26 protein-coding genes and 1 pseudogene are annotated in these 23410 nt (G+C 70.3%); 7 read left to right on the plus strand and 20 right to left on the minus strand.

Features of this window, described 5'->3' with window-relative positions; genetic code table 11:
• From A5714_RS16075 to dxr, 6 genes are all read right to left on the minus strand, one after another.
• A partial coding sequence (locus tag A5714_RS16075; RefSeq protein ID WP_068286627.1) for a DUF1707 domain-containing protein occupies positions 1-470 on the minus strand: 470 nt, incomplete at its 3' end.
• A gap of 67 nt (positions 471-537) precedes the next feature.
• Positions 538-2358, minus strand: a complete 1821-nt coding sequence (locus A5714_RS16080) for a penicillin-binding transpeptidase domain-containing protein (protein ID WP_068064474.1) — start codon at positions 2356-2358, stop codon at positions 538-540.
• A gap of 166 nt (positions 2359-2524) precedes the next feature.
• Entirely contained in the window at positions 2525-3379 is an 855-nt protein-coding gene (locus A5714_RS16085) for a GNAT family N-acetyltransferase (protein WP_068286629.1), read from the minus strand.
• A gap of 54 nt (positions 3380-3433) precedes the next feature.
• On the minus strand, positions 3434-4600 hold the full coding sequence (gene ispG, locus A5714_RS16090) for a flavodoxin-dependent (E)-4-hydroxy-3-methylbut-2-enyl-diphosphate synthase (RefSeq protein WP_156747348.1): 1167 nt from the start codon (positions 4598-4600) through the stop codon (positions 3434-3436).
• A 21-nt stretch (positions 4601-4621) separates the two neighbouring features.
• Positions 4622-5839, minus strand: a complete 1218-nt coding sequence (locus A5714_RS16095) for an RIP metalloprotease (protein WP_068286634.1) — start codon at positions 5837-5839, stop codon at positions 4622-4624.
• 39 nt (positions 5840-5878) lie between these two features.
• A complete protein-coding gene (gene dxr / locus A5714_RS16100) occupies positions 5879-7072 on the minus strand; it encodes a 1-deoxy-D-xylulose-5-phosphate reductoisomerase (protein WP_068286637.1) in 1194 nt (397 codons plus the stop codon).
• A gap of 112 nt (positions 7073-7184) precedes the next feature.
• On the opposite strand from dxr, the gene A5714_RS16105 reads away from it, so the two are divergent.
• The gene (locus A5714_RS16105) at positions 7185-7439 is read left to right on the plus strand and encodes a DUF2631 domain-containing protein (protein ID WP_068064462.1); all 255 of its coding nucleotides are present in this window, start codon (positions 7185-7187) and stop codon (positions 7437-7439) included.
• Here A5714_RS16105 and A5714_RS16110 read toward each other — a convergent pair.
• The 6 genes from A5714_RS16110 to pyrH all read right to left on the minus strand — a co-directional run bounded on the left by A5714_RS16110 (position 7390) and on the right by pyrH (position 12524).
• The gene (locus A5714_RS16110) at positions 7390-8307 is read right to left on the minus strand and encodes a cytochrome c biogenesis CcdA family protein (RefSeq protein WP_068286639.1); all 918 of its coding nucleotides are present in this window, start codon (positions 8305-8307) and stop codon (positions 7390-7392) included. The two genes, A5714_RS16105 and A5714_RS16110, sit on opposite strands and share 50 nt — an antisense overlap.
• Positions 8308-8311: 4 nt before the next feature.
• Positions 8312-8791, minus strand: a complete 480-nt coding sequence (locus A5714_RS16115; protein WP_068286640.1) for a redoxin domain-containing protein — start codon at positions 8789-8791, stop codon at positions 8312-8314.
• A 206-nt stretch (positions 8792-8997) separates the two neighbouring features.
• The gene (gene rlmN, locus A5714_RS16120; RefSeq protein WP_068286641.1) at positions 8998-10092 is read right to left on the minus strand and encodes a 23S rRNA (adenine(2503)-C(2))-methyltransferase RlmN; all 1095 of its coding nucleotides are present in this window, start codon (positions 10090-10092) and stop codon (positions 8998-9000) included.
• 18 nt (positions 10093-10110) lie between these two features.
• A complete protein-coding gene (locus A5714_RS16125; RefSeq protein WP_082959782.1) occupies positions 10111-11034 on the minus strand; it encodes a phosphatidate cytidylyltransferase in 924 nt (307 codons plus the stop codon).
• Positions 11035-11066: 32 nt separating this feature from the next.
• Entirely contained in the window at positions 11067-11624 is a 558-nt protein-coding gene (gene frr, locus A5714_RS16130; protein ID WP_068064456.1) for a ribosome recycling factor, read from the minus strand.
• A 66-nt stretch (positions 11625-11690) separates the two neighbouring features.
• Positions 11691-12524, minus strand: a complete 834-nt coding sequence (gene pyrH / locus A5714_RS16135; RefSeq protein ID WP_068064454.1) for a UMP kinase — start codon at positions 12522-12524, stop codon at positions 11691-11693.
• 292 nt (positions 12525-12816) lie between these two features.
• Here pyrH and A5714_RS16140 point away from each other — a divergent pair, with 292 nt between their 5' ends.
• Together A5714_RS16140 and A5714_RS16145 are read left to right on the plus strand one after the other, a co-directional pair.
• Positions 12817-13056, plus strand: a complete 240-nt coding sequence (locus A5714_RS16140) for a CsbD family protein (RefSeq protein WP_068064451.1) — start codon at positions 12817-12819, stop codon at positions 13054-13056.
• 174 nt (positions 13057-13230) lie between these two features.
• A complete protein-coding gene (locus tag A5714_RS16145) occupies positions 13231-14013 on the plus strand; it encodes a response regulator transcription factor (RefSeq protein ID WP_068286645.1) in 783 nt (260 codons plus the stop codon).
• A 22-nt stretch (positions 14014-14035) separates the two neighbouring features.
• Here A5714_RS16145 and A5714_RS16150 read toward each other — a convergent pair whose 3' ends face one another.
• The gene (locus tag A5714_RS16150; protein WP_068286648.1) at positions 14036-14971 is read right to left on the minus strand and encodes a lysophospholipid acyltransferase family protein; all 936 of its coding nucleotides are present in this window, start codon (positions 14969-14971) and stop codon (positions 14036-14038) included.
• Positions 14972-15091: 120 nt separating this feature from the next.
• Positions 15092-15571: an MPT63 family protein gene (locus A5714_RS16155; RefSeq protein WP_068064443.1), complete on the minus strand. Its 480-nt coding sequence runs from the start codon at positions 15569-15571 to the stop codon at positions 15092-15094.
• 323 nt (positions 15572-15894) lie between these two features.
• Between A5714_RS16155 and A5714_RS26655 the strand changes: the two genes are divergently transcribed.
• Both A5714_RS26655 and A5714_RS16165 read left to right on the plus strand, forming a co-directional pair.
• Positions 15895-16071 (plus strand): hypothetical protein, encoded by a 177-nt coding sequence (locus A5714_RS26655; RefSeq protein ID WP_197513750.1) that lies wholly within the window; start codon positions 15895-15897, stop codon positions 16069-16071.
• 44 nt (positions 16072-16115) lie between these two features.
• A complete protein-coding gene (locus tag A5714_RS16165; protein WP_068286657.1) occupies positions 16116-16955 on the plus strand; it encodes a glucose 1-dehydrogenase in 840 nt (279 codons plus the stop codon).
• Between the two features lie 20 nt (positions 16956-16975).
• On the opposite strand, the gene A5714_RS16170 is transcribed toward A5714_RS16165, so the two are convergent.
• Positions 16976-17308, minus strand: a complete 333-nt coding sequence (locus A5714_RS16170; protein ID WP_068286661.1) for a DUF2795 domain-containing protein — start codon at positions 17306-17308, stop codon at positions 16976-16978.
• 79 nt (positions 17309-17387) lie between these two features.
• Positions 17388-17801, minus strand: a complete 414-nt coding sequence (locus A5714_RS16175; RefSeq protein WP_068064436.1) for a ChaB family protein — start codon at positions 17799-17801, stop codon at positions 17388-17390.
• 131 nt (positions 17802-17932) lie between these two features.
• Between A5714_RS16175 and A5714_RS16180 the strand changes: the two genes are divergently transcribed.
• Positions 17933-18352 carry a MarR family winged helix-turn-helix transcriptional regulator gene (locus A5714_RS16180; RefSeq protein WP_068064434.1) on the plus strand — a complete coding sequence of 140 codons (420 nt, stop codon included), beginning with the start codon at positions 17933-17935 and terminating at the stop codon, positions 18350-18352.
• Here the strand turns inward: A5714_RS16180 and A5714_RS16185 are convergent, their stop codons facing one another.
• Genes A5714_RS16185 through rpsB form a run of 3 tightly spaced genes read right to left on the minus strand, consistent with a single transcriptional unit; the run spans position 18353 to position 21463 of the window.
• Complete coding sequence (locus A5714_RS16185) at positions 18353-19768, minus strand: amidase (RefSeq protein ID WP_068286664.1); 1416 nt, start codon at positions 19766-19768, stop codon at positions 18353-18355.
• 32 nt (positions 19769-19800) lie between these two features.
• Positions 19801-20619, minus strand: coding sequence for a translation elongation factor Ts (tsf, locus tag A5714_RS16190; protein ID WP_068064431.1), 819 nt, complete (start codon positions 20617-20619; stop codon positions 19801-19803).
• 1 nt (position 20620) lies between these two features.
• Positions 20621-21463, minus strand: coding sequence for a 30S ribosomal protein S2 (gene rpsB / locus A5714_RS16195; protein ID WP_068064428.1), 843 nt, complete (start codon positions 21461-21463; stop codon positions 20621-20623).
• 405 nt (positions 21464-21868) lie between these two features.
• Here rpsB and A5714_RS16200 point away from each other — a divergent pair.
• Positions 21869-22324: pseudogene (locus A5714_RS16200) on the plus strand (M23 family metallopeptidase); the annotation flags it as partial.
• A 236-nt stretch (positions 22325-22560) separates the two neighbouring features.
• Here the strand turns inward: A5714_RS16200 and A5714_RS16205 are convergent.
• On the minus strand, positions 22561-23410 hold an 850-nt coding region (locus A5714_RS16205; protein WP_068286667.1), incomplete at its 5' end, for a tyrosine recombinase XerC.

Consider the following 23410-nt stretch of genomic DNA (forward strand, 5'->3'; position numbering starts at 1 on the left):
CGCCGGTCGCTGGCGCTGCCGCCGTAGACCTCGACGTCGTCGATAGACGCGCTGGCGCCGTCGGGCAACCGGATCTCGACCGAACCGAGGCGCATGTCGAGCTCGATCACCACCACGGGGCCGGCGAACCGCGCCCTGGTCAGGTCCAGGTGCACCGACCCCACCCGGCGGACCAGGGCCAGCCGGGTGGGCACCATCCATTCGCCGTGGCGTTTGAGGGACCCCGCCCAGCCGCGCAGCTCCACCCGGTCGGCGGCGGAAGTGACGATGGCGCCGGGACCCGGCAGGTCGCCGACCAGGCCGTCCAGCTCGCCGCGGGTGCGCGCGTAAGAGACCTGCGACGAGCGCTGTTCGAACTCGTCGATATCGATCAGCCCGAGCGCAACGGCGTTGTGCAGCCGCCGCATCGTGCCGTTCCGGTCGGCGTCCGAGACCCGCAACGCCACCATGTCTTTACCGGGCTCCGTCATGGCCTTTCCTGACGCCGACAACCATCGCCCCCGAATTTACGCCGCGGTGCCGGGCGGCCCACCGGCGTCAGGCCAGGAAGTTCGGCGGCAGCGCCTCGAACATGAACTTCGTCATGCGCACCGCCCACTCGGAGCTGCCGCCGCCGACGATGAGCGAAGCGAAGGCGAGGTCGCCGCGGTAGCCGGCAAACCAGGAGTGCGATCCCCCGGGGAACTCCGCCTCACCGGTCTTGCCGTACACCTCCCCGCACCCGGCGATCTCCTTCGCGGTGCCGTTGGTGACCACCAGCCGCATCATGGGCCGCAGCGCGTCGACCATCTTGGGGCTGATCGGCGTGGCGTCGCCCTGGACCGCCGTCTGCCGCCCCGCGATCAGCTGCGGCACCGGGGTCCGCCCGGCGGCCACCGTCGCGGCCACCAGGGCCATGCCGAACGGGCTGGCCAGCACCTTGCCCTGGCCGAAGCCGTCCTCCGTGCGTTCGGCCAGGTCCACCGTCGGCGGCACCGAGCCCGTCACCGTGCTCACGCCGTCCATCGAGTAATCCAGGCCGATTCCATACTGGGCGGCCGTCTGGGTCAGGCCGCGGGGCGGCATCTTGCTGCTCAGTTCGGCGAACGTGGTGTTGCACGAGCTGGCGAACGCCCGCGACAGCGAGACGACGCCAAGGTCGAAACCGCCGTAGTTGGGAACGGTGCGGTGCCCGATGTCGAGGTGGCCGGGGCAGCCGAGCATGGAGTTGGGCGTGGCCATGTCGCGGTCGACGGCCGCGCCGGCGGTGATCATCTTGAAGGTCGAGCCGGGCGGGAACAGGCCGTTGGTGGCGGGCAGGCCGTCGGCGTCGGCGCCGCCGTTCTGGGCGATCGCCAGGATCTCGCCGGTCGACGGCTTGATGACGACGATCATCGCCTTACCGCCCTTGTTGTCGACCGCGCGTTGGGCGGCGTTCTGCACGACGCGGTCCAGCGTGATCGACACCGACGGCGCCGGTGAGCCCTCCACCTCGTGCAGCACCTCGAGCTCGACGCCGTTCTGGTTGACGCTCACGACCCGCCAGCCGGCCTCGCCATCGAGTTGGTCGGCCACGGACTTCTTGACCGCGGCGACGACCGATGGCGCGAAATGCGGGTCGGTGGGCAGCATTTCGGGTTGCGGGGTGACCACGATGCCCGGCAACCGGCCGATCAGCGGGAACACCTTGTCGTTGTCGGCGGGCAGCAGCGTCACCCCCAGGTCCACCTGGTTGGCCGACGAGCTGGCCCGCTCGGCGAGCAGCTGCGGGTCGGTCAGCGTGTCGTTGAAGGGCCGCAACACGTCGACGATCGAGTGGGTGGTGAAACTCAGCGACTGCGGCGGGCCGGCCTTGGTGGCGTCGAGCGCGTAGTGGTACACGAAGCCGGGCACCAGGACGTCGCTGCCGCCCAGGTCGTTCACCGAGGCGCGGCGGGGCCGGTCGGCCCGCAGGGCGAACGTCTGGTGCTCGCCCAGCTTCGGGTGCAGCGCCGTGGTGGTCCAGCGGACCTCCCAGCGGCCCTCGTCGCGCGCCATCCGGAGCTGGCCGTCGTAGCTCCAGTTGCGGTTCTTGGGCAGGTGCCAGGTGAACCGATAGTTGACCGTGCCGGTGTCCTCGGCGTACTTGGCGTTGAGGATCTGCGCGTCCAGGTGGCTGGCCTGCAGCCCGGCCCACGCGGCGTTGAGCGCCTCGCGCGCGTCGTTCGGGCTGTCGCTCAGTTGCGCGGCCGTCGCGGTGTCACCGATGGCCAGCGCGTGGAAGAACTTCTCCGCCGCGGGGCCGGGGCCTTCGGGGCGTGGCGTGCACGCCGACAGGCCGATCGCCGCCACGAGCAAAACCACTGAGGCACCTGAGGCCAATGTTGTTCTCGTTACCATCGTTGCTGATGTTAAGAACTGAGGCGTCGGCAGCCGCGCCGACACACCGACGCCGAATCGTTATGGACGGCTTACGCCAGGCGGTGGCGCGTGCGTGGGCCACCGGTGGCGCCAGCGTGCCTGAAGCAGCCGCGCCCTCGAGCACCTGGCCGCCGCGCCCCGGCGCTCAGTCCAGCAGGACCGTGGCGAAGGTCCCGACCTCGGTGAAGCCCGCCCGCGCGTAAGCGGCGCGCGCCACCGCGTTGAAGCTGTTCACGTACAGGCTGGCGGTGCGCCCGGTGCCCACGATCACCGCGGCCACGGTGGCGGTGCCGGCGGTCCCGAGCCCCCGCCCCCGCATCTCGGGGTGCACCCAGACCCCCTGGATCTGGCCGACGCTGGGCGATTGCGACCCCACCTCGGCCTTGAAGACGACCTGGCCGTGTTCGAAGCGCGCCCAGGCGCGCCCGGCGGCGATCAGGCTGGCCACCCGGCGCCGGTATCCCCGGCCGCCGTCACCGAGCCGGGGGTCGACCCCCACCTCGCCGATGAACATGTCGACGGCCGCCACCAGGTAGGCGTCCAGCTCCTCCGGCCGCACCTGGCGCACCGCGGGGTCGATGTCGCAGGCGGGGTGCTTGGTCAGGGCCAGCAGCGGCTGGTGGTCGCGGACGTCGCGGGCCGGGCCCCACGCGGGCTCGAGCCGCTCCCACATGGGCATCACCAACTCGGCGCGGCCCACCAGCGACGAACAGCGCCGCGTGCCGCGCATCGCCTCGTCGACGAAGGCGTTCAGGTCGGCCGCCGCGCCGCGCAGCGGAATCAGGTTCGCCCCCGCGAAGCACAGCGATTCGTCAGCCCCGCGCAGCGTCCACAGTTCGCCGCCGATCGAGTTCGGGTCGATGCCGTGGTCGGCGACGCGGGCCGCGACCATGCACGACCCCACCGGGTCGTCGTCGAGCACCCGCCAGACGGCCGCGGCGTCGCGCACCACGGACACCCGTCGGTCGCCGACTAGGCGGAACAGGGGCGGAGCCGACATGTGGCGAACTCTCTGTGGTGCGAATCGAAGCGGCCAAACGACGCCGGCCGCTATTCAGCTTACGGTCACAACCGGCGAACCGCTGGGTGTTGGGTCCGGACCGTGATCGTCGTTCATCTCGGCGGCGATGCGCATGGCTTCCTCGATCAGCGTCTCGACGATCTGCGCCTCGGGCACCGTCTTGATCACCTCGCCGCGAACGAAGATCTGCCCCTTGCCATTTCCCGACGCGACGCCCAGATCCGCCTCGCGCGCCTCCCCCGGCCCGTTCACCACGCAGCCCATCACCGCGACGCGCAGCGGCACGTCCAGGCCGTCCAGGCCGGCCGTCACCTCGTTGGCCAGCGTGTAGACGTCCACCTGCGCGCGCCCGCACGACGGGCAGGACACGATCTCCAGCGACCGGGGCCGCAGGTTCAACGACTCCAGGATCTGCGTGCCGACCTTGACCTCTTCGACCGGCGGCGCGGACAACGACACCCGGATGGTGTCGCCGATGCCCCGCGACAGCAGCGCACCGAAGGCGACCGCGGACTTGATGGTGCCCTGGAACGCGGGGCCGGCCTCCGTGACGCCGAGGTGCAGCGGGTAGTCGCATTGCTCGGCGAGTTGCTCGTAGGCGGCCACCATGACGACCGGGTCGTTGTGCTTGACGCTGATCTTGATGTCGCCGAAGCCGTGCTCCTCGAACAGCGAGGCCTCCCACAGCGCGGACTCGACGAGGGCCTCGGGTGTGGCCTTGCCGTACTTCTCCATGAACCGCTTGTCCAGCGACCCGGCGTTGACACCGATGCGGATCGGGATGCCCGCCGCCGCGGCGGCTTTGGCGACCTCGCCGACCCGGCCGTCGAATTCCTTGATGTTGCCGGGGTTCACGCGCACCGCGGCGCATCCGGCGTCGATCGCGGCGAAGATGTACTTCGGCTGGAAGTGGATGTCGGCGATCACCGGAATCTTGCTCTTCTTGGCGATCGCCGGCAGCGCGTCGGCGTCCTCCTGGCGCGGGCACGCCACCCGGACGATGTCGCAGCCGGCGGTGGTCAGCTCGGCGATCTGCTGCAGCGTCGAGTTGACGTCGTGGGTCTTCGTGGTGCACATCGACTGCACCGAGATCGGATAGTCGCTGCCGACCCCGACGTCGCGGACCATCAGTTGGCGCGTGGTCCGCCGCGGGGCGAGCGTGGGCGCCGGGGGCGCCGGCATGCCCAGGCCAACGTTCACAGTGTCATTTCCTTCGAGTCGTCATTGGAAGAGTCTGATCGGGTTGACCAGATCGGCGGTCACGGTCAGCAGCATGTAGCCGACCACGAACACGAGCACGACGTAGGTCGCCGGCATCAGCCTGAGGTAGTTGACGGGCGCCGCCGCGACCTTGCCGCGTGCCGACCGCACGAGGTTGCGGATCTTTTCGTAGACCGCGATCGCGATGTGTCCGCCGTCGAACGGCAGCAGCGGCACCAGGTTGATCGCGCCCAGGATGAGGTTCAGCTGGGCCAGGAAGAACCAGAACGCCACCCACAGGCCGTGGTCGACGGTGTCGCCGCCGATGATGCTGGCGCCGACGACGCTCATCGGCGTCTGCGGGTCGCGCTGGCCGCCGCCGATGGCGTGCACGAGCGCGCCCACCTTGGTCGGGATGGCGACCAGGGCCTTGCCCACCTCGCCGGTGAGGCTCCACGCGAACGCGACGGTGGCCGGCACGGCGGAGAGCACGTTGTAGTGCGCCGGCGCCACCCGGACCGCCGCGACGCCGATGGCGCCGACGGTCGAGGGCTGGGCCGCCGAGTCGTGTCCGCCCGCGGCGACGAACCGCTGGGTGGGGGTCACGTCGACGTAGGCGGTGATCGGGGTGCCGTTGCGCTCGACCACGACGGGTACGGTGCCGTGCAGCTTGCGGATGGCCGCGGCCATGTCCTCGAAGGTGGCCACCCGGGTGTCGCCGACCTTGACGATCACGTCGCCGGGGCGGATGCCGGCCAGCGCCGCCGGGCCGGGGCCGGTGCAGTCGGCAACCTTGCCCGGAGCGACTTCCGGCGCGACACAAGCGGTTTCGCCGACGATCGCCTGGGTCGGCGGGTGCAGGTTCGGCAGCCCCCAGATCAGCGCGATGACGTAGATCAGCACCAGGCAGATGAGGAAGTTCATGCCGGGCCCGGCGAACAGCACGGCGACGCGCTTCCACGCGGCCTGCTTGTACATCGCGCGCTCGGTCTCGTCGGGCGCCAGTTCCTCGACCGAGGTCATCCCGGCGATGTCGCAGAAGCCGCCCAGCGGAACGGCTTTGACGCCGTACTCGGTCTCGCCGCGGCGGGTCGACCACAGGGTGGGGCCGAAACCCACGAAATAGCGGCGCACCTTCATGCCCGTCGCCCGCGCAACCCACATGTGCCCGCACTCGTGCAGGGCCACCGAGATCAGGATGGCAAGGGCGAACAGCACAATGCCGATGACAAACATCATGTCGCTGTCAGCACCTTTCTGACGTTGTGTTCGGAGGCGTCACCGCACGACCTCGGCGGGGCGTTCGCGGGCGACGGCGCGTTGCGCCCGCTCCCGTGCCCAACGCTGCGCATCGAGTACCTCATCCACGTTAGCGGGTGTGCGGGCCCATTGGTCGGCGGCGTGCAGCACGTCGGCGATGGTTTTCACGATCGCGGGGAACCCGATGCGGCCGCGCAGGAAGGCCGCCGTCGCCTCTTCGTTGGCGGCGTTGTAGACCGCGGTCAGGCATCCGCCGGTCTCGCCCGCGTGCCGGGCCAGTTCCACCGCGGGGAACACGTCGCTGTCCAGGGGCTCGAACTCCCAGGTGGCGGCAGTGCTGAAGTCGCACGAGCGCGCCGCGCCCGGCACCCGGTGCGGCCAGCCCAGGGCCAGCGCGATCGGCAGCTTCATGTCCGGCGGGCTGGCCTGCGCGATCGTCGAGCCGTCCACGAAGGTGACCATCGAATGAACGATTGACTGCGGGTGCACCACCACCTCGATGCGGTCGTAGTCGATGCCGAAGAGCAGGTGGGTCTCGATGAGCTCCAGCCCCTTGTTGACCAGGGAAGCCGAGTTCAGGGTGTTCATCGGCCCCATCGACCAGGTGGGGTGGGCGCCGGCCTGCTCGGGGGTGACGTCCTCGAGTTGGGCGGCGGTCCAGCCGCGGAACGGGCCGCCGGAGGCGGTCAGGACCAGCTTGGCGACCTCGTCGGGGGTGCCGCCGCGCAGGCACTGCGCCAGCGCGGAATGTTCGGAGTCGACGGGCACGATCTGCCCCGGCCGGGCGGCGCCCAGGACCAGCGGGCCCCCGGCCACCAGGGATTCCTTATTGGCCAGCGCCAACCGGGCGCCGGAGTCCAGCGCCGCCAGGGTGGGCCGCAGCCCCAGCGCCCCGACCAGCGCGTTGAGCACGACGTCGGCCTCGGTTTCCTGCACCAGCCGGGTGGCCGCGTCGGGCCCGCGGAACGCCACCTCGCCGGCCGCTTCCGCGGCGCGCTCGTCGGCGATGGCGATGTTCGTCACGCCGGTCTCGGCGCGCTGGCGCTGCAGCGTGTCCAGGTTCGCGCCGCCCGCCGCCAGGCCGACCAGCTCGAACCGGTCGGGGTTTGCGGCAATGACCTCGAGCGCCTGGGTGCCGATCGAGCCGGTGCTGCCCAGCACCAGCACGCGCAGGCGCGCGCCGGTTTGCCCGTCGGTCGTCGGATCGGTCACCGTTTCATTGTGCCGCCCGTGAGCCGGGGCGGGCCATCTGCTCGCCACGCCCGCGCGCCGGGTATGCCAGAATTCATCGGAACAAGCCGATCCGATCCGAAAGGGATGCGCCGTGGCCAGTACCGAGGTGGAGCACTCCAACGGCGTCGACACCTTCGAGGTGCCCTCGGCGGCCTGGGGTTGGAGCCGGATCAATCACCGCACCTGGCACGTGACCGGCCTGATCGGCTTCGTCTTCCTGCTGGCGATGCTGCGCGGCAACCACATCGGCCACGTCGAGGACTGGTTTCTGCTCGGGTTCGCCGCGTTGGTGCTGTTCATCCTGATCCGCGACCTGTGGGGTCGGCGGCGCGGCTGGATCCGCTAGCTACCGCTTCCCGACCGGGATCGCGCCGTCGCACCCGCAGGCCCGCGGCGACGACGCCCAGCGCGGCCAGCGCCGCCAGCCACGGCCACACCCCATGCTGGTGCACCCAGCCCGCGACCGCGCCTTGCACCTGACCGGCGACCGCGATCACCGCGTCGCGCGGGTCGGCGGCGCCGTGGAGCAGGCGCAGCTCGTAATAGCCGTAGTAGGCGACGTAGAGGCCGACGACGATCAGCAGCGCCCCGCCGATCCGGTTGACGACGGGCAGTAGCCGACGCAGCCGGTCGACGATCGCCGAGCTGGCCGTCGCCGCCGCGACGGCCAGGACCCCGGCGACCAGCGTCAGCCCCGCCAGGTAGGCGACGTAGACCAGTGCCCCGGTGACCGCCGACCGGGCCCGCAGCCCGGCCGCGGTGACGGCCAGGAAGGGGCCCACGGTGCAGGACAACGACGCGATCGCGTAGCCGACGCCGTAGCCGTACATGGAGCCGAGGCGGGCGCTCGGCGCCCACCGCGCGGCCAGCCGCGCGGCACCGGCGATGGCAAGCGACCGGCCCGCCAGCAGCCAGCCCCCCAGCGCGACGAGCAGCGCACCGACGACGACCGTCGCGTACGGCACATACCGCTGGACGGCTGCGGCCGCCGAGAGGGTCAGGGCGCCGAAGACCCCGAACACCGTCACGAAGCCCAGCGCCATGCCGAGCGTCGCGGTCAGCGCACGTCCCAGCGGCGCCCCGGCCGACCGTCCGCCGTCGCCGTGCCCGCGCACCACCAACAGCAGGTATGCGGGCAGCATCGCGAAGCCGCACGGATTCACGGCTGCGACCAGGCCGGCGGCGAACGCAAGCCCGATCAGACCCCGGTCCACGCCTCTAGGACTTGAGGGCCGCGACCCGGTCCGACAGCTCCTGCGCCGACATCGCCGAGGTCGGGTTGTTCACGAACGTCGAGCTGCCGTCCGCGCGGTAGAACACGTAGGCCGGCTGCCAAGGGACGTTGTAGCGCGCCCAGATCGAGCCGTCGGCGTCGTTGAGGTTGGTGAAGTTGAGGTGGTATTTCGAGACGAAGTCCTGCGCGGCGCCGACGTCCGAATGGCCCACCACGCCGACGAACGTGACACCCGGGTTGGCGGCGGCGGCCTGCGCGACGCCCGGGGCCTCGGCGTTGCAGAACGGGCACTGCGGCGCCCAGAACCAGAGCACGGCTGGCTTGCCCTGCAGGCTCGCGCCGTTGAACGGCGCCCCGCTCAGGGTGGTCCCGGTGAACTGCAGGCGGTCGTCGGCGGCCAGCGCGCGGGGAGCACCGCTCAGGCCGAGCAGAAGCGCCACCGCCAGCAGGGCTGCGGCAAACACGTGGCGGTGCGCGGACGAGCGAACGGTCGTGGAGTCCTCATTTGCTGAAATCACGCCCTAGACAACGGCGCAGCCACCGGATCGGTTCACCTACCCGCCTTCGGCGGCCAGCTGTCCGCAGGCTCGGGTCAAAGCGCCTGCGCTCCACCTACCCGCCTTCGGCGGCCAGCTGTCCGCAGGCTCGGGCCGAAGCGCCTGCGCTCCACCTACCCGCCTTCGGCGGCCAGCTGTCCGCAGGCGGCGCTGATCTCGCGTCCGCGCGTGTCCCGCACCGTGCACGACACCCCCTGCGCCCGCACGCGGCGCACGAAATCGCGTTCCATGGCCTTCGGGCTGGCGTCCCAGTCGCTGCCGGGCGTGGGATTGAGCGGGATCAGGTTGACGTGCACCAGCGGTCCGAGCGCGCGATGCAGCCGCTGCCCCAGCAGGTCGGCCCGCCAGCCCTGGTCGTTGACATCGCGGATCAGCGCATACTCCACCGACACCCGCCGGCCGGTGGTGTCGGCGTAGTAGCGCGCCGCGTCCAGGGCCTCGGCCACCTTCCACCGGTTGTTGACGGGCACCAGCGTGTCGCGCAGCTCGTCGTCGGGCGCGTGCAACGACAGCGCCAGCGTCACCCCGAGCCGCTCGTCGGCGAGCCTGCGGATCGCCGGGGCCAGCCCCACCGTCGACACCGTCACCGAACGGGCCGAGATGCCGAAACCGTGCGGCGGCGCGGCGGTGATGCGCTGCACCGCGGCCAGCACCCGCGCGTAGTTGGCGAGCGGCTCACCCATGCCCATGAACACCACGTTGGACAGCCGGTCGCCGAAGTCGTCGCGCAGCGCCGCCGCACCGGCGCGCACCTGCTCGAGGATTTCGGCCGTGGACAGGTTGCGGGTCAACCCGCCCTGACCCGTGGCGCAGAACGGGCAGGCCATGCCGCAGCCCGCCTGCGACGAGATGCATACCGTGTTGCGCTGCGGGTAGCGCATCAGCACCGACTCGACCGTCGCGCCGTCGACGGCCCGCCACAACGTCTTCCGGGTCTGGCCGGCGTCGCAGGTGATGTCGGAGACCGCGGTGAGCAGCGTCGGGAACATCGTCTCGGCGAGGGCGTCGCGCACACCCGCGGGCAGATCGGTCATCTGGCGCGGGTCGCCGATCAACCGGCCGTAGTACTGATGCGCCAGTTGCTTGGCGCGAAACGCCGGCAGGCCCAACTCGGCGACGGCCGACGCGCGGCCCTGCGCGTCGAGGTCGGCCAGGTGCCGCGGGGGCCGGCCGGGGCGGCGCTCGGAAAACGTCAACTGCACAACCATGACTGGTCCAGTATCCCCTCAGGGCACCAGTGTCAGCACCGTCCAGGCCGCCACGGCCGACGGCAGCACGCCGTCGAGCCGATCCATCAGGCCGCCGTGGCCGGGCAGCAGGCGGCCCATGTCCTTGATGCCGAGGTCGCGCTTGACTTGGGATTCCACCAGGTCACCGAGGGTGCAGGTGAACACCAGCACGACGCCCAACAGCGCGCCCACCCACGGGGGCTTGCCCGCCAGAAAGGTCGCGGTCAGGATCGCCGCGGTGATGCCGAGCACCAGCGATCCGGCCAGGCCCTCCCAGGACTTTTTCGGGCTGATCGCCGGCACCATCGGGTGTTTGCCGGCCAGGACGCCGACGGTGTAGCCCCCCACGTCGGAAGCAACGACGGTGATCATCAGGCAGAACACCCGGCCCGCACCGTCGGCGGGATAGACCAGCAGCGCGGCGAACGAGGCGAACAGCGGCACCCACGCCGCCAGGAAGACGGTGGCGGACGCGTCGCGCAGGTAGTTCGCCGACGCCGAGCCGTCGGCCGGGCCGGCCGGTTTGCTGTTGTCCTGCATGAACAGTCGCCAGAACATGCAGGCCATCACCGTGACACCGAAGCCGGCCATCGCCCCAGCGGCGTGGTACGGCCAGGTCAACCACACGGTCAGCTGGCCGCCGAGCAGCAGCGGGATGACGGGGATCAGGAATCCGGCCTCGCGCAGCCGCCGAACCACCTCGTGGGTGGCGACGAAGATGGCCGCGGCCACCAGCACCACCCAGTAGCGGGGGGCGTACACCAGCGTGGCGATCAGCACGCCGCCGATGCTGGCGCCGACCAGGATGGCCGCGCGCAGGTCGCGCCCGGCGCGGGAGGTCTTCTTCGCCGGCCGCTCGGCGGGCTTCTCGGCCGCGCGCGCCGGCTCGCGGGGAGGGATGCCTGCGCCGGTGTCTGCCACGGACCTGAAACGAATCAGCTGCTGAGCGGTCGCTAGACCTCCAGCAGCTCGCCTTCTTTGTGCTTGACCAGCTCGTCGATCTGGGTGATGTACTGCTGAGTGGACTTGTCCAGGTCTTTCTCGGCGCGGCCGACCTCGTCCTCGCCCGCCTCGCCGTCCTTGCGGATGCGGTGCAGCTCCTCCATCGCCTTGCGGCGGATGTTGCGCACCGAGACCTTGGCGTCCTCCCCTTTGCCCTTGGCCTGCTTGACCAGCTCCCGGCGGCGCTCCTCGGTCAGCTGCGGCACGGCGACGCGAATCAGGGTGCCGTCGTTGCTGGGATTCACGCCTAGGTCGGAGTTGCGAATCGCGGTTTCGATGGCGCCGAGTTGACCCGCTTCGTACGGCTTGATAACGACGAGCCGCGCCTCGGGGACGTTGATGCTGGCCAGCTGGGTGATCGGCGTGTTAGTGCCGTAGTAGTCGATCACGATGCGCGAGAACATGCCCGGGTTGGCGCGCCCCGTCCGGATCGTCGACAGGTCGTCGCGGGCCACCGATACGGCCTTTTCCATTTTCTCTTCCGCATCGAAGAGAGCCTCGTCAATCATCGTGCGCCGCTCCTTCTCATCGCTTCGCTCTGCATCGTCGCCGGCGCGCACGTGCGCCGCTCCTCCTCAGGTGGTGACCAGGGTCCCGATCTTCTCACCAGCGACCGCACGGGCGATATTGCCATTGGTCAGCAGGTTGAACACCAGGATCGGCATGCCATTGTCCATGCACAGGCTAAACGCGGTGGCATCGGCCACCCGCAGCCCGCGGTCGATCACCTCGCGGTGGGTGATGGCCGCGATCAGTTCCGCGTCGGGGTCCTCGCGCGGGTCCGCCGAAAACACCCCGTCCACGGCCTTGGCCATGAGCACCACCTCGGCGCCGACCTCCAGCGCGCGCTGCGCGGCGGTCGTGTCGGTGGAGAAGTACGGCAACCCCATGCCGGCGCCGAAGATCACGACGCGCCCCTTCTCCAGGTGCCGCACCGCGCGCAGCGGCAGGTAGGGCTCGGCGACCTGTCCCATGGTGATCGCGGTCTGGACGCGCGTGACGATGCCCTCCTTCTCCAGGAAGTCCTGCAGCGCCAGGCTGTTCATGACGGTGCCGAGCATGCCCATGTAGTCCGAGCGGGTGCGCTCCATGCCGCGTTGTTGTAACTGCGCGCCCCGGAAGAAGTTGCCACCACCGATCACGACGGCCACCTGCACGCCGCCGCGGACGACCTCGGCGATCTGGCGAGCCACCCGGGCCACCACGTCGGGGTCGAGCCCGACCGAGCCGCCCCCGAACATCTCACCGCCCAGCTTGAGCAGCACTCGTGAATAGCGGGCCCGGGTGATGGGCTGGCCGGAGAGCGACCCGTTTTCCGGTGCGGACAGGGCAACGCCGTTCTCGGCGCTCGCCGACTGCGACCCGGGAGCCGCCGAGCCGGCGACGTGGGGCTCCGTGGGCTCCGTCATCAGACTCCTCGCATGACAGTGCCATCCCGGGCGACCTCATCCGGAACGGCAGTTCACATCCTGCCTCATCGCAGCACAATGCGGCTTCGGCGGGGTGCGTTATGGGCTGGTGTTTTGTTCACGACCGCGTCAAATGTTTGAGCCCGGCGCGGCAACGGGAATCCGCCCCATCGCGGGAGGACTGGCTGGCCTTAAGAAGTAGGGCCGTGCTGTGCCGCATGACGGGATCGATCGCTCGCGATCGGCATGAGCACCAGAGCTCACCACACGCCAACGAGGGAGGAACTGATCCATGGCTGACGACAACAAGTCGGGACCGGCTGAAGCTGTGAAGGGCGTCGTCGAGGACGTGAAGGGCAAGGCCAAGGAGGCCGTCGGCGCCGTGGCGGGTCGTGACGACCTGACGCGCGAGGGCCAGGCCCAGCAGGACAAGGCCGAGGCGCAGCGCGACGCGGCCAAGAAGGAAGCCGAGGCTGAGGCGGCTCGCGGCGGCGCCGAAGCGGCCGAGCAGCGCCAGAAGTCCAACCAGTAGCTTGCTCCACAGGTGGGCCCGGTCCGTAACGGCGGACCGGGCTCATCGGTGTTTACGGCGCTGCGCGTCGGCATAATTCAACGCGTGACGGGTATCCAGAAATAGCGCTGTACGACATCTCCCGTGCGAGATGCCTACGGACCGGGGGGTGGACCGACCTGGCGAAGTTGGGAGATGTCGTTGGACGTTTTGGTGCTCACCGATGCGGATGACTTCGAGACCGCTCTGCCGGAGCTGCACTCGTTTGCCCCCGACGCGCGGCGCGCCCAGCTGACCGTTCATCTAGACGGCGAGCCCGACGGCGCGGATGTCGCCATCGTCGACGCGCGCCGTAACCTCCCTGCGGCGCAAGCGATTTGCCAGCGCCTGGCCGGCAGCAACCCGACCACCGCGGTGGTGGCGCTAGTGGAACCGGCCGACTGCGCCGCCGTGGACGCCGATTGGCAGTTCGACGACGTGATGTTGCCCCGCCCGGGCGCCATGGAACTGCGGGCGCGGCTGCGGTTGGCAATCGGGCGCCGCCGCAACGCGATTGACGGCACCCTGAAGTTCGGTGACCTGCTCCTGCATCCGGCCGACCTGACCGCCTCGTTGGAGGGCAAGGGACTGGATCTGACGTTGACCGAGTTCCGGTTGCTGAACTTCCTTGTGCAGCAGGCGGGCCGTGCCTTCAGCCGCACCCGGCTGATGCACGAGGTGTGGGGTTACGACTGCAGCGGGCGGGTACGCACCGTCGACGTCCACGTGCGACGGCTCCGGACGAAACTCGGCCCGCGACACCAGTGGATGATCGGCACGGTGCGCGGCGTCGGGTATCGCGCGGCCACCCCGCCGCAACCGGAATGGATCGTCACCGAATCGACGCTGACCCCGGGATGGTCGACGCCGCCGCCACCCTCGGATCCGGGCGGCTCCGGTGGGCCCGATCCCGCTGGGACACAAGCCCTCTCGAGCTAAGGCGGGCTAGGGGCCGCGGGCGCTACCCGAACAACGGGAAGGCGCGTTTGCGCGCCAGCGCATCCATCCCCTCTTGGATGGAGTCCTGCACCTCGCGGTACTTGCGCTCCACGTAGTCTTCGTCGTCCGCACGCTGCGGGTCGTGGTCGAGTTCGACGGCCGGCATGAAACGCGTCCTGATCTTGGCGGGCAGCGGCAACTGAGGCAGCGCCGCGGGCGCTATCCCCCACGGCAGCGAGACCGCCAACGGAAACACCTTGAGCCGCAACAGGCGGTCCAGCTGCAGAGCCTTGGACAGCTTGTCGCCCCGGATCAGCACCGGCATCGCGTCGGCGCCGCCGACGGTGGCGATGGGCACGATCGGGACGCCGGCGCGAATGGCCATGCCGACGAAGCCCTTTCGCCCGGCGAGATTGGCGCGGTCGCGTTCGGTCCACGGCCGCAGCGAGTCGACTTCCCCGCCGGGCCACAGCGCGACATCGCGGCCCTCCGCCAGCGCGGTGGCGATCGCGTCCGGCGCCGCCGGCAGCACCCCCATCGACCGGAAGTAGCGCCCGAACAGCGGGATCGCCATCAGCGCGTCGTGGGCCGTGCCGTGCAGGGGTCGGTCCTGCCCGAACCGCCGCCACCACTGCAGGCCGACCGTCCACGCGTCCCACACGAACGGGGCACCCGAATGGATGCCCACCAGTAGCGCCGGCGGCTCGGGGATGTTTTCCCAGCCGTCGATCTCCATGCGGAACCAGTAGTCCACCAGCACGTTCCACAGGTACTTCTGCCGCTGCAAGGTGGCCTCGTCCTGGCCGCGCAGATCCCATTGGCCTGCGCGCTCGGCGACCCATCCACTGACGCCGCCGCTCTGCGCCTTGCGCCGGTCCTCCATCTTCGCGCGCGCTTTCTCGGCGTTGCGCTGCGCCTGCGCGCGAAGGTCTGCTGGCCTGTGATCTGGGTTACTCATGGCTGCGGTGTACCCGATTCCGGCGCGGGCGATGCACGGTTCTCGGCGACCCGGAAAAAAGCGCCTCCCCGCACCGGGAACGGCGCGGAGAGGCGTCGGCGTGGTCGGGCGGGTCGCCGGTCAGGTGTTGCTGGTCCAGGTCAGCACGTCCTGCACGCCGTCGTTGTAGACCACGCCGTTGGGCGGCTGGCCGGTGACGTCGAAGTACAGGGTGCCGCTCGACTGCTGGCCCTGCGGCAGCGGCGCCGGGCTCAGCCCGTTGGGCGCCGGTGTCCGGTCGATCACCCGATAGGTCTGGCCGTTGGCCGCGCGGGCGTTGAAGTCGGCGACCAGCGGCGTCACGATGCCGCCGTCGGAGCGGGCGGTGACGTCGGCTTGATACAGCTGACCTTTGGGCGTGTAGCCGGGAATGACGACGTTGCTCGGTTGCAGGTTGCTCACCGTGTAACTGGTGATCAGCGGGCCGTCGACCAGTTGCTCGCTGCTGCCGAACGCCTGGATGGTGGGCGGCGCGGCGAACGCCGTCGCCGTCGTGAACACCGCCGCCGCTCCGATCCCCCCGGCGGCAATTGCGGTTTTGATGCCGGTCATCGATTTCATGGGAAATTCCTTTCCTGTCGAACAATCGCGCCCCCCGAAAGGGCGACAAACCACAGCAGTTTCGATAGCCATTCCGACGCGGGCTTAAACCCGCAGCGCCAACCAATAGCGGGAAATGGCGCTGAGCAAATGCACCGATAAGGCATTACGCCTCAGCAACTTGGGCCCCAGAAATATCATTGGTCTCACAACTCACATGATTACTGCCCGGGGAGGTACCGCGATTGAGCCGCCTGCCGGCGGGTAGTCCGAGCGTGGGAATCCGGCCGGCCGTTGCGCCGGGCCGGGCTACGCACGCTGACGTCACGGTAGGGGTGAAGAGCATGGAACGCGGAAACGCCAAGCACAGCGCTCGCGAAGACGAGCAGCTGAAGCAGGAACTGAGCGGCACCATGCAGGGTAACCGGCCGAGTCGGGCCGAGGAATGGCGCGACCTGGAGCCGCCCGCCGACGACGATCCCGACGTGCCGACCGCGGGCCCCGCCCCGCGCGAACCCTGACCTTCACACTCAATCGCTTTCAGAATCCCGGAGAGGAAAACGGCGTGGGCTTTACGGCGCAGCAACAACAGGTTCCCGGCGTCCAGTCACAAATGGACCCCATTCCCGATTGCGGAGAAGACTCATACCGGGGCTCGGGAAAACTGACCGGCAAGAGGGCGATCATCACCGGCGGTGATAGCGGAATCGGGCGGGCCGTCGCGATAGCGTTCGCCCGGGAGGGCGCTGACGTGCTGATCGCCTATCTCAACGAGGACGACGACGCGCGCGACGTCGAACGCCACGTGACCGAGGCGGGCCGCAAGTGCGTCCTGGTTTCCGGCGACCTGTCCGACCCGGCCCACTGCCGCGCGGTCGTGGAGCGCGCGGTGACCGAACTCGGCGGGGTGGACATCCTCGTCAACAACGCCGCCTTCCAGATGACCCATCAGAGTCTGGACGACATCAGCGACGATGAATGGGATTACACGTTCCGGCTCAACGTCGGCGCGCACTTCTACCTCACCAAGGCGGCCGTCCCGCACATGGCCCCCGGGTCGTCGATCATCGGCAGCTCCTCGGTCAACTCCGATAGCCCGAATCCCACCCTGGCGCCGTACGCGGCGACCAAGGCGGCGATCGCCAACTTCTCGGCGAGCCTGGCGCAATTGTTGGGCGAGAAGGGAATCCGGGTGAACAGCGTGGCGCCCGGCCCCATCTGGACGCCACTCATTCCCGCGACGATGCCGCCGGAGAAAGTCGAATCGTTCGGTGAGAACACGCCGTTAGGTCGCGCGGGTCAGCCCGCCGAACTCGCGCCCGTCTATGTGCTGCTCGCCTCCGACGACGCGAGCTACATCTCCGGCGCGCGAGTGGCGGTCACCGGCGGCCGCCCGATCCTGTAGCGGCCGCCGCCGAAACCGGCTCAGCGGTCGGGATTCTCGTGGACGTGTTCGACCATGGGGCCCAGCACCGGGAAGTCGTCGGTGGTGTCGGTCGATTTCGGGGTCGCGTCTGGGGGGCGCGCGGCGGCGTCTCGCGGGAGGTCCGGCCTATCACGCTCGTCGGCGATCGTGACCGACGAGGCGATCTGCGCGACGTTGGTGTAGGTCCCGGACGGGATGGCCGACAGGGCGTGCAGAGTCTGGGTGTCACAGCCGTTGCGCTCGGCGGCACCGAGGAGTTCGCGCTTGTTCGCCGGGAAGACGACATCGCTGAGGCACCGGTGCAATTCGCTGGAGGTGGTTGAGGCGACCATGGCCCGCGGGTGCCCGGTACCGACGCCCCTAAACGAGTCGACGGGGTGCGGGCTACGTCACAGTCGCGGCGGCCGCGGCTTACCGGCCGCGGACCTTGCGATTGTGCTTCTTGATCGCGTCGACCAGGTCCGCCTTGTTCATCGTCGACCGGCCCTGCACCCCGAGGCGCCGGGCCACGTCGAGCAGGTGCTTTTTGGTGGCGTTGGCGTTGACGCCCTCGGCCGACTCCCCGGTGGCGCGGGGGCCGCCGCTTTCCGCCCGTTCGTCGGATGGGCCCTTGTGCTCCTTGGGCTCCCAATGATCGCCCACCTTTTCGAAGCTGTGCTTGAGGGCGGAGTACGCCACCCGATGGGCGCGCTCTTCGTCGCCGTATTCGTCGGCGGCGGCGTCGTGGGTCTTGGCGAATGTCCGTTGCGCCTTGGCGTTGGAACGCTGCAGCGTGCTCGGCAGTTCGCTGTCCTTGGGCTTGCCGCCTTTCGTCGTCTTCGGCATGGAACCTCCTCGTGCGCCAGGGCGCGGTGCCACCACCGCGCCGCTCGTGGTCGGTTACCCGCTTGGGCAACGGACAACCACGGCGACCCGCTTGGCGCATTCGGGCGGCGGAATATGTCAATATCGTTGACATGGGTCACGTCGACGACGCTCCGCTGGGATTCCTGCTCTACCGAGTGGGCGCGGTGCTGCGTCCGGAAGTGTCCGCCGTGCTGGGCCCGCTGGGCCTGACGCTCCCCGAATTCGTTTGCCTGCGCATCCTTTCGATGTATCCCGGCATGTCGAGCGCCGAATTGTCGCGGCACACCAATGTCACGCCCCAGGCGATGAACACGGTGCTGCGCAAGCTGGAGGAGGCCGGCGTGGTGGCGCGCCCGTCGTCGGTGTCGTCGGGACGGGCGCTGCCGGCGACGCTGACCAGCCAGGGGCGGGCCCTGCTCAAGCGCGCGGAGGGCGCGGTGCGCACCGCCGACGCCCGGATCCTGAGCAAGCTCACCGACGCCCAGCAGCGCGAATTCAAGCGGATGCTGGAAAAGCTCGGGACCGACTGATCACGCCGCCTGGATGCGCGCGAACGGGTGCGCCTCCTCCAGCTCGAAGGCCAGCTGCAGCAGCAGCGCTTCCTGTCCGACGTCCGCCGCGAGCATCATGCCGACGGGCATGCCGTCGGCGGACTGCGCCAGGGGCAACGAGATCGCCGGCTCGCCCGTGACGTTCTGCAGCGGGGTGAACGACACCCAGTCAGTCAGCCGGGCGATCACCTGGCGGTAGTCCGTCGGCGCGAGAAAGCCGATGCGCGGCGTCTCGTCGGCGACGGTCGGCGTCAGCACGGCGTCATAGGTGGCGAAGAACCGCGCGGTGCGGCCGCGGATCCGGCGCAGCCGTGCGATCGCCAGCGGCAGCCGGTGCAGGTTGCGGCGGGTGTGCCGGTCCAGCCCCAGCGTCAACGCGTCGAGGCGGCCGCGGTCGAACGTCTTGCCGAACAGGTGCCGCCCGGCGCGCATCTGCGCCAACGCCAAAGATGCCCAATACAGCACGAAGTCGTCGACGAAGCTGGCCGGCACCGGCGGTTCGTCGACCCGCTCGACGCGGTGGCCGAGCTCCTCGAGCAGCCCGGCCGACTTCATGGTCAGCTCCCGCATCTGCGGGCTGCACTCGCGCTGCACCGAGCGGGTCACCACCGCGATCCGCAGCCGTTGCCGGCCGGGCCCGGTGACGTCGCCGACCGGCGCGAGCTTGGGGTTCCGCCAGATACGTTCGGCCTCCCGGTAGAACGCCGCCGTGTCACGCACGGAGCGGGTGAGGACCCCGTTGGCCACGATGCCCACCGGCATCCGCCGCAACACCGGGTCCAGCGGAAGCCGTCCGCGGGAGGGCTTGAGGCCGACCAGCCCGTTGCAGGCGGCGGGAATTCGGATCGATCCCCCGCCGTCGTTGGCGTGCGCGATCGGGACCACCCCGGCCGCCACGAAGGCGCCGGAGCCCGACGACGACGCCCCCGCCGTGTAGTCGGTGTTCCACGGGTTGCGGACCGGGCCCAGCCGCGGGTGTTCGGCCGACGCGCTGAAGCCGAACTCCGAGAGTTGCGTCTTGCCCGCCGACGTCAACCCCGTAGCGAGGTAGAGCCGGGTGAACACGCTGTCGGCGGCGGCGTCGAACGGGGTCCACGCGTCGGCGCCGTGCATGCTCGGCTGGCCGGCCACGTCGACGTTGTCCTTGACGAACGTCGGCACGCCCTCGAAGAACCGGCGGTCGCCGGCCTCGGCCCCGCCCGCCACGGCGGCCCGGGCCTGGGTGAAGGCCGCGTAGGCCAGGCCGTTGAGGAGGGGGTCGACGGCCTCGGTGCGGGCGATGGCGGCCTCGACCACCTCCGCCCGGCCGACCAGGCCGGCGCGCAGGGCGTCGGCCAGGCCCACCGCGTCCAGCTCACCCAGAGCGTCGTCGCCGAAGGCGTGCACGTGTCGCATAGCCCCGACGCTAACGCGCCGGGGCTCGCGCGTTAAGCCTGGCCCACCTCGAAGCGAACGAACCGGGTCACGGTGACGCCGGCGTCGTCCAGCAGCGCCTTGACGGTCTTCTTGCTGTCGGACACCGACGGCTGCTCGAGCAGCACGGCGTCCTTGAAGAATCCGTTGAGCCGGCCCTCGACGATCTTGGGCAGGGCCTGCTCGGGCTTGCCCTCCGCCTTGGCGGTCTCCTCGGCGATGCGGCGCTCGCTGGCCACCACGTCCTCCGGCACGTCGTCGCGGGACAGGTAGCGCGCCTTGAGCGCGGCGATCTGCAGCGCGACCGCGTGGGCGGCGTCGGAATCCGAGCCCTCGTACTCGACGAGCACGCCCACCGCCGGCGGCAGGTCGGCCGCGCGACGGTGCAGGTAGGTCTCGACGGTGCCGCTGAAGTTGGCGACGCGGCGCAACACCAGCTTCTCGCCGATCTTGGCGGAGAGCTCGGCGATCGCCTGCTCGACAGTCTTGCCGCCGTCGACGCTCGCGGCGTTGAGCTCGGCGAGGTCGGCGACCTTGGACGCGACGGCGGCCGTGACGATCTGGTCGGCGAGCGCCTGAAACTCGGCGTTCTTGGCGACGAAGTCCGTCTCGGAGTTCAGCTCGATGAGCGCGCCGTCCTTGGCCGCGACCAGGCCCTCGGCCGTGGCCCGCTCGGCCCGCTTGCCGACGTCCTTGGCGCCCTTGATGCGCAGCGCCTCGACGGCCTTGTCGAAGTCGCCGTCGGACTCGGCCAGCGCGTTCTTACAGTCGAGCATGCCGGCCCCGGTGAGTTCCCGGAGCCGCTTGACGTCGGCGGCGGTGAAGTTCGCCATATTAGCCTTCCGTGGGGGTTGGTTCGGGGGCGCCGGCCGTGGCGTCGTTGCCGGCCGGAGCGGCGGTCGCGGTCGCCGAAGCGAGCAGCTCCTGCTCCCACTCGGCGAGCGGCTCGGCGGCCTGCGCCTCGGGCTTGCCGTCGCCGCGGCCGACGCCGGCGCGGGCCTGCAGGCCCTCGGCGACCGCGGAGGCGATCACCTTGGTGAGCAGCGCGGCGGAGCGGATCGCGTCGTCGTTGCCCGGGATCGGGTAGTCGACCTCGTCCGGGTCGCAGTTGGTGTCCAGGATCGCGATGACCGGGATGCCCAGCTTGCGGGCCTCACCGACGGCGATGTGCTCCTTGTTGGTGTCGACGACCCAGATCGCCGACGGCACCTTGGCCATGTCGCGGATACCGCCCAGGCTGCGCTCCAGCTTGTTCTTCTCCCGGGTCAGCATCAGGATTTCCTTCTTGGTGCGACCCTCGAAGCCACCGGTCTGCTCCATCGCCTCGAGCTCCTTGAGGCGCTGCAGCCGCTTGTGGACCGTGGAGAAGTTGGTGAGCATCCCGCCCAGCCAGCGCTGGTTCACATACGGCATGCCGACCCGGGTCGCCTCGGCGGCGACCGACTCCTGCGCCTGCTTCTTGGTGCCGACGAACAGCACCGATCCACCGTGGGCGACGGTCTCCTTGACGAACTCGTACGCCTTGTCGATGAAGGTCAGCGTCTGCTGCAAGTCGATGATGTAGATGCCGTTGCGGTCGGTGAAGATGAACCGCTTCATCTTGGGATTCCAGCGACGGGTCTGGTGCCCGAAGTGGGTGCCGCTATCCAGCAGCTGCTTCATGGTGACTACGGCCATGGTTGTGCCTTAATTTGTGTCGGTTGTCGCCCGGCGTCGGGTGAAGCCGGGCCCTGGCGCCTGCTGCTGCCGAACCCGCTGGTGAGGCGGGACCGCTCGGCATGCTGGTGCGGACCTAGTGGAAAGGGACCGCGGTGCGGACGCGCGAAGTCAGCCCGCGAACGAGCTGCGACCAGCAGTTTACACCGACTCAGCAGGTGGTTCTGTCCACAGCCGCTGCCGACCCGGCTGGTGCGGCCGTCGCGGTCACGCTGGACTGCCTGGGTGCGGCGTGTGGCGCTGACCGTCGGGTCAATTCTCGTGGCCGCCGCGCCGGCGCTGGTGGTGAGCATCGGCGCCGCCGCGTCGACGCTGGTGGTGAGCATCGGCGCCGCCGCGTCGACGCTGGTGGTGAGCATCGGCGCCGCCGGGGCGGCGCACGCGGACGAGGGCCGGCTGGACTGGCCGCTGCAGCCCGTCCCGGCCGTGACCCGGGGTTTCGACGCGCCGACGCCCGACTGGCTGCCCGGCCACCGCGGCGTTGACCTGGCCGGGCGGCCCGGCCAACCGGTGTACGCCGCGGGCGACGGCGTCGTGGTGTTCGCCGGTTCGCTGGCGGGGCGGCCGGTGGTATCGGTGGCGCATCCGGGCGGACTGCGCACGAGCTACGAGCCCGTGCGGACGGCGGTGCGGGCAGGCCAACAGGTGACGGCCGGAACCGCGCTGGGTGAGCTGCTGGCCGGGCACTCCGGGTGCCCGGCAGCGGCGTGCCTGCACTGGGGCGCCATGTGGGGGCCGGCGTCGGGAGCGCACTACGTCGACCCGCTGGGGCTGTTGGGGTCGACGCCGATCCGGCTCAAGCCGCTGCGCCCGCGGGGTCGGATCACCAGTCCCACGGGCCCCAGGAGCCTCGGGTTCGGGGGCTAATGCCGTTGTGCCCGCCTCAGAGCGACAACAGGCCGCCACGGGTCACGTGGCGGCGCTTGTCGCTACGAGGCGGGCACTTCGCCTGCCACCCCGACGAGAGCCACCCCGCGCGGTGCCGCGCTTGTCGCTACGAGGCGGGCACTTCGCCTGCCACCCCGGAGAGAGCCGCCGGCGTCCGCGGCGACCGGACGTCAGGCCCGGGGATGCGCCTGGTCGTGCACCGCCCGCAGCCGCGACACCGCGACGTGGGTGTAGAGCTGCGTCGTCGCCAGGCTCGAATGGCCGAGCAGCTCCTGGACCACCCGCAGGTCGGCCCCACCCTCCAACAGGTGAGTGGCCGCGCTGTGCCGCAGCCCGTGCGGTCCGATGTCCGGGGCGCCGTCGACGGCCGAGACCGTCTCATGCACGACGGTGCGGGCCTGCCGCACGTCGAGGCGCCGGCCCCGGGCGCCCAACAGCAGCGCAGGACCCGACTCCGCGGTCGCCAGCGCCGGCCGGCCGGTGCTCAGCCACGCGCCGAGCGCGTCGGCCGCGGGCACGCCGAAGGGCACGGTGCGCTGCTTGTTGCCCTTGCCGAGGACCCGAATCAGCCGATGATGGGAGTCGACATCGTCGACGTCCAAGCCGCACAGCTCGCTCACCCGGATCCCGGTGGCGTACAACATCTCGACGATCAGCCGGTCCCGCAGCGCTCTCGGATCCCCTTGTTGCGCACCGGACTTGGCGGCGCTCATGGCGTCGAGGGCCTGGTCCTGGCGCAGCACCGCCGGCAACGTGCGGTGCGCCTTGGGCACCTGCAGCCGCGCGGCGGGGTCCTCGGCGAGCAGGCCGCGGCGGACGGCCCATGCGGTGAAGGACTTGACGGCCGAGGTGCGCCGGGCCAGCGTCGTGCGGGCCGTCCCGGCCCCCGCGGCCGACGCCAGCCAGGCGCGCAACAGCGGCAGGCTCAATCCCGCGAGGTCGACGCCGCGCTGCTGCAGAAACGCCCACAGCGACCGCAGATCGCCGAGGTAGGCGCGGCGGGTGTGCGCCGAGCGGCCG

The organism is Mycobacterium sp. E2462, from assembly GCF_001672685.1.
Classification (GTDB): domain Bacteria; phylum Actinomycetota; class Actinomycetes; order Mycobacteriales; family Mycobacteriaceae; genus Mycobacterium.

Coding starts and splice junctions, on each gene's coding strand:
- A5714_RS16080 (WP_068064474.1), bottom strand. CDS start 2,358: ATGGTAACGAGAACAACATTGGCCTCAGGTGCCTCAGTGGTTTTGCTC.
- A5714_RS16085 (WP_068286629.1), bottom strand. CDS start 3,379: ATGTCGGCTCCGCCCCTGTTCCGCCTAGTCGGCGACCGACGGGTGTCC.
- A5714_RS16095 (WP_068286634.1), bottom strand. CDS start 5,839: ATGATGTTTGTCATCGGCATTGTGCTGTTCGCCCTTGCCATCCTGATC.
- rlmN (WP_068286641.1), bottom strand. CDS start 10,092: ATGGTTGTGCAGTTGACGTTTTCCGAGCGCCGCCCCGGCCGGCCCCCG.
- frr (WP_068064456.1), bottom strand. CDS start 11,624: ATGATTGACGAGGCTCTCTTCGATGCGGAAGAGAAAATGGAAAAGGCC.
- pyrH (WP_068064454.1), bottom strand. CDS start 12,524: ATGACGGAGCCCACGGAGCCCCACGTCGCCGGCTCGGCGGCTCCCGGG.
- A5714_RS16140 (WP_068064451.1), top strand. CDS start 12,817: ATGGCTGACGACAACAAGTCGGGACCGGCTGAAGCTGTGAAGGGCGTC.
- A5714_RS16145 (WP_068286645.1), top strand. CDS start 13,231: ATGTCGTTGGACGTTTTGGTGCTCACCGATGCGGATGACTTCGAGACC.
- A5714_RS16150 (WP_068286648.1), bottom strand. CDS start 14,971: ATGAGTAACCCAGATCACAGGCCAGCAGACCTTCGCGCGCAGGCGCAG.
- A5714_RS16155 (WP_068064443.1), bottom strand. CDS start 15,571: ATGAAATCGATGACCGGCATCAAAACCGCAATTGCCGCCGGGGGGATC.
- A5714_RS26655 (WP_197513750.1), top strand. CDS start 15,895: ATGGAACGCGGAAACGCCAAGCACAGCGCTCGCGAAGACGAGCAGCTG.
- A5714_RS16170 (WP_068286661.1), bottom strand. CDS start 17,308: ATGGTCGCCTCAACCACCTCCAGCGAATTGCACCGGTGCCTCAGCGAT.
- A5714_RS16175 (WP_068064436.1), bottom strand. CDS start 17,801: ATGCCGAAGACGACGAAAGGCGGCAAGCCCAAGGACAGCGAACTGCCG.
- A5714_RS16180 (WP_068064434.1), top strand. CDS start 17,933: ATGGGTCACGTCGACGACGCTCCGCTGGGATTCCTGCTCTACCGAGTG.
- A5714_RS16185 (WP_068286664.1), bottom strand. CDS start 19,768: ATGCGACACGTGCACGCCTTCGGCGACGACGCTCTGGGTGAGCTGGAC.
- tsf (WP_068064431.1), bottom strand. CDS start 20,619: ATGGCGAACTTCACCGCCGCCGACGTCAAGCGGCTCCGGGAACTCACC.
- rpsB (WP_068064428.1), bottom strand. CDS start 21,463: ATGGCCGTAGTCACCATGAAGCAGCTGCTGGATAGCGGCACCCACTTC.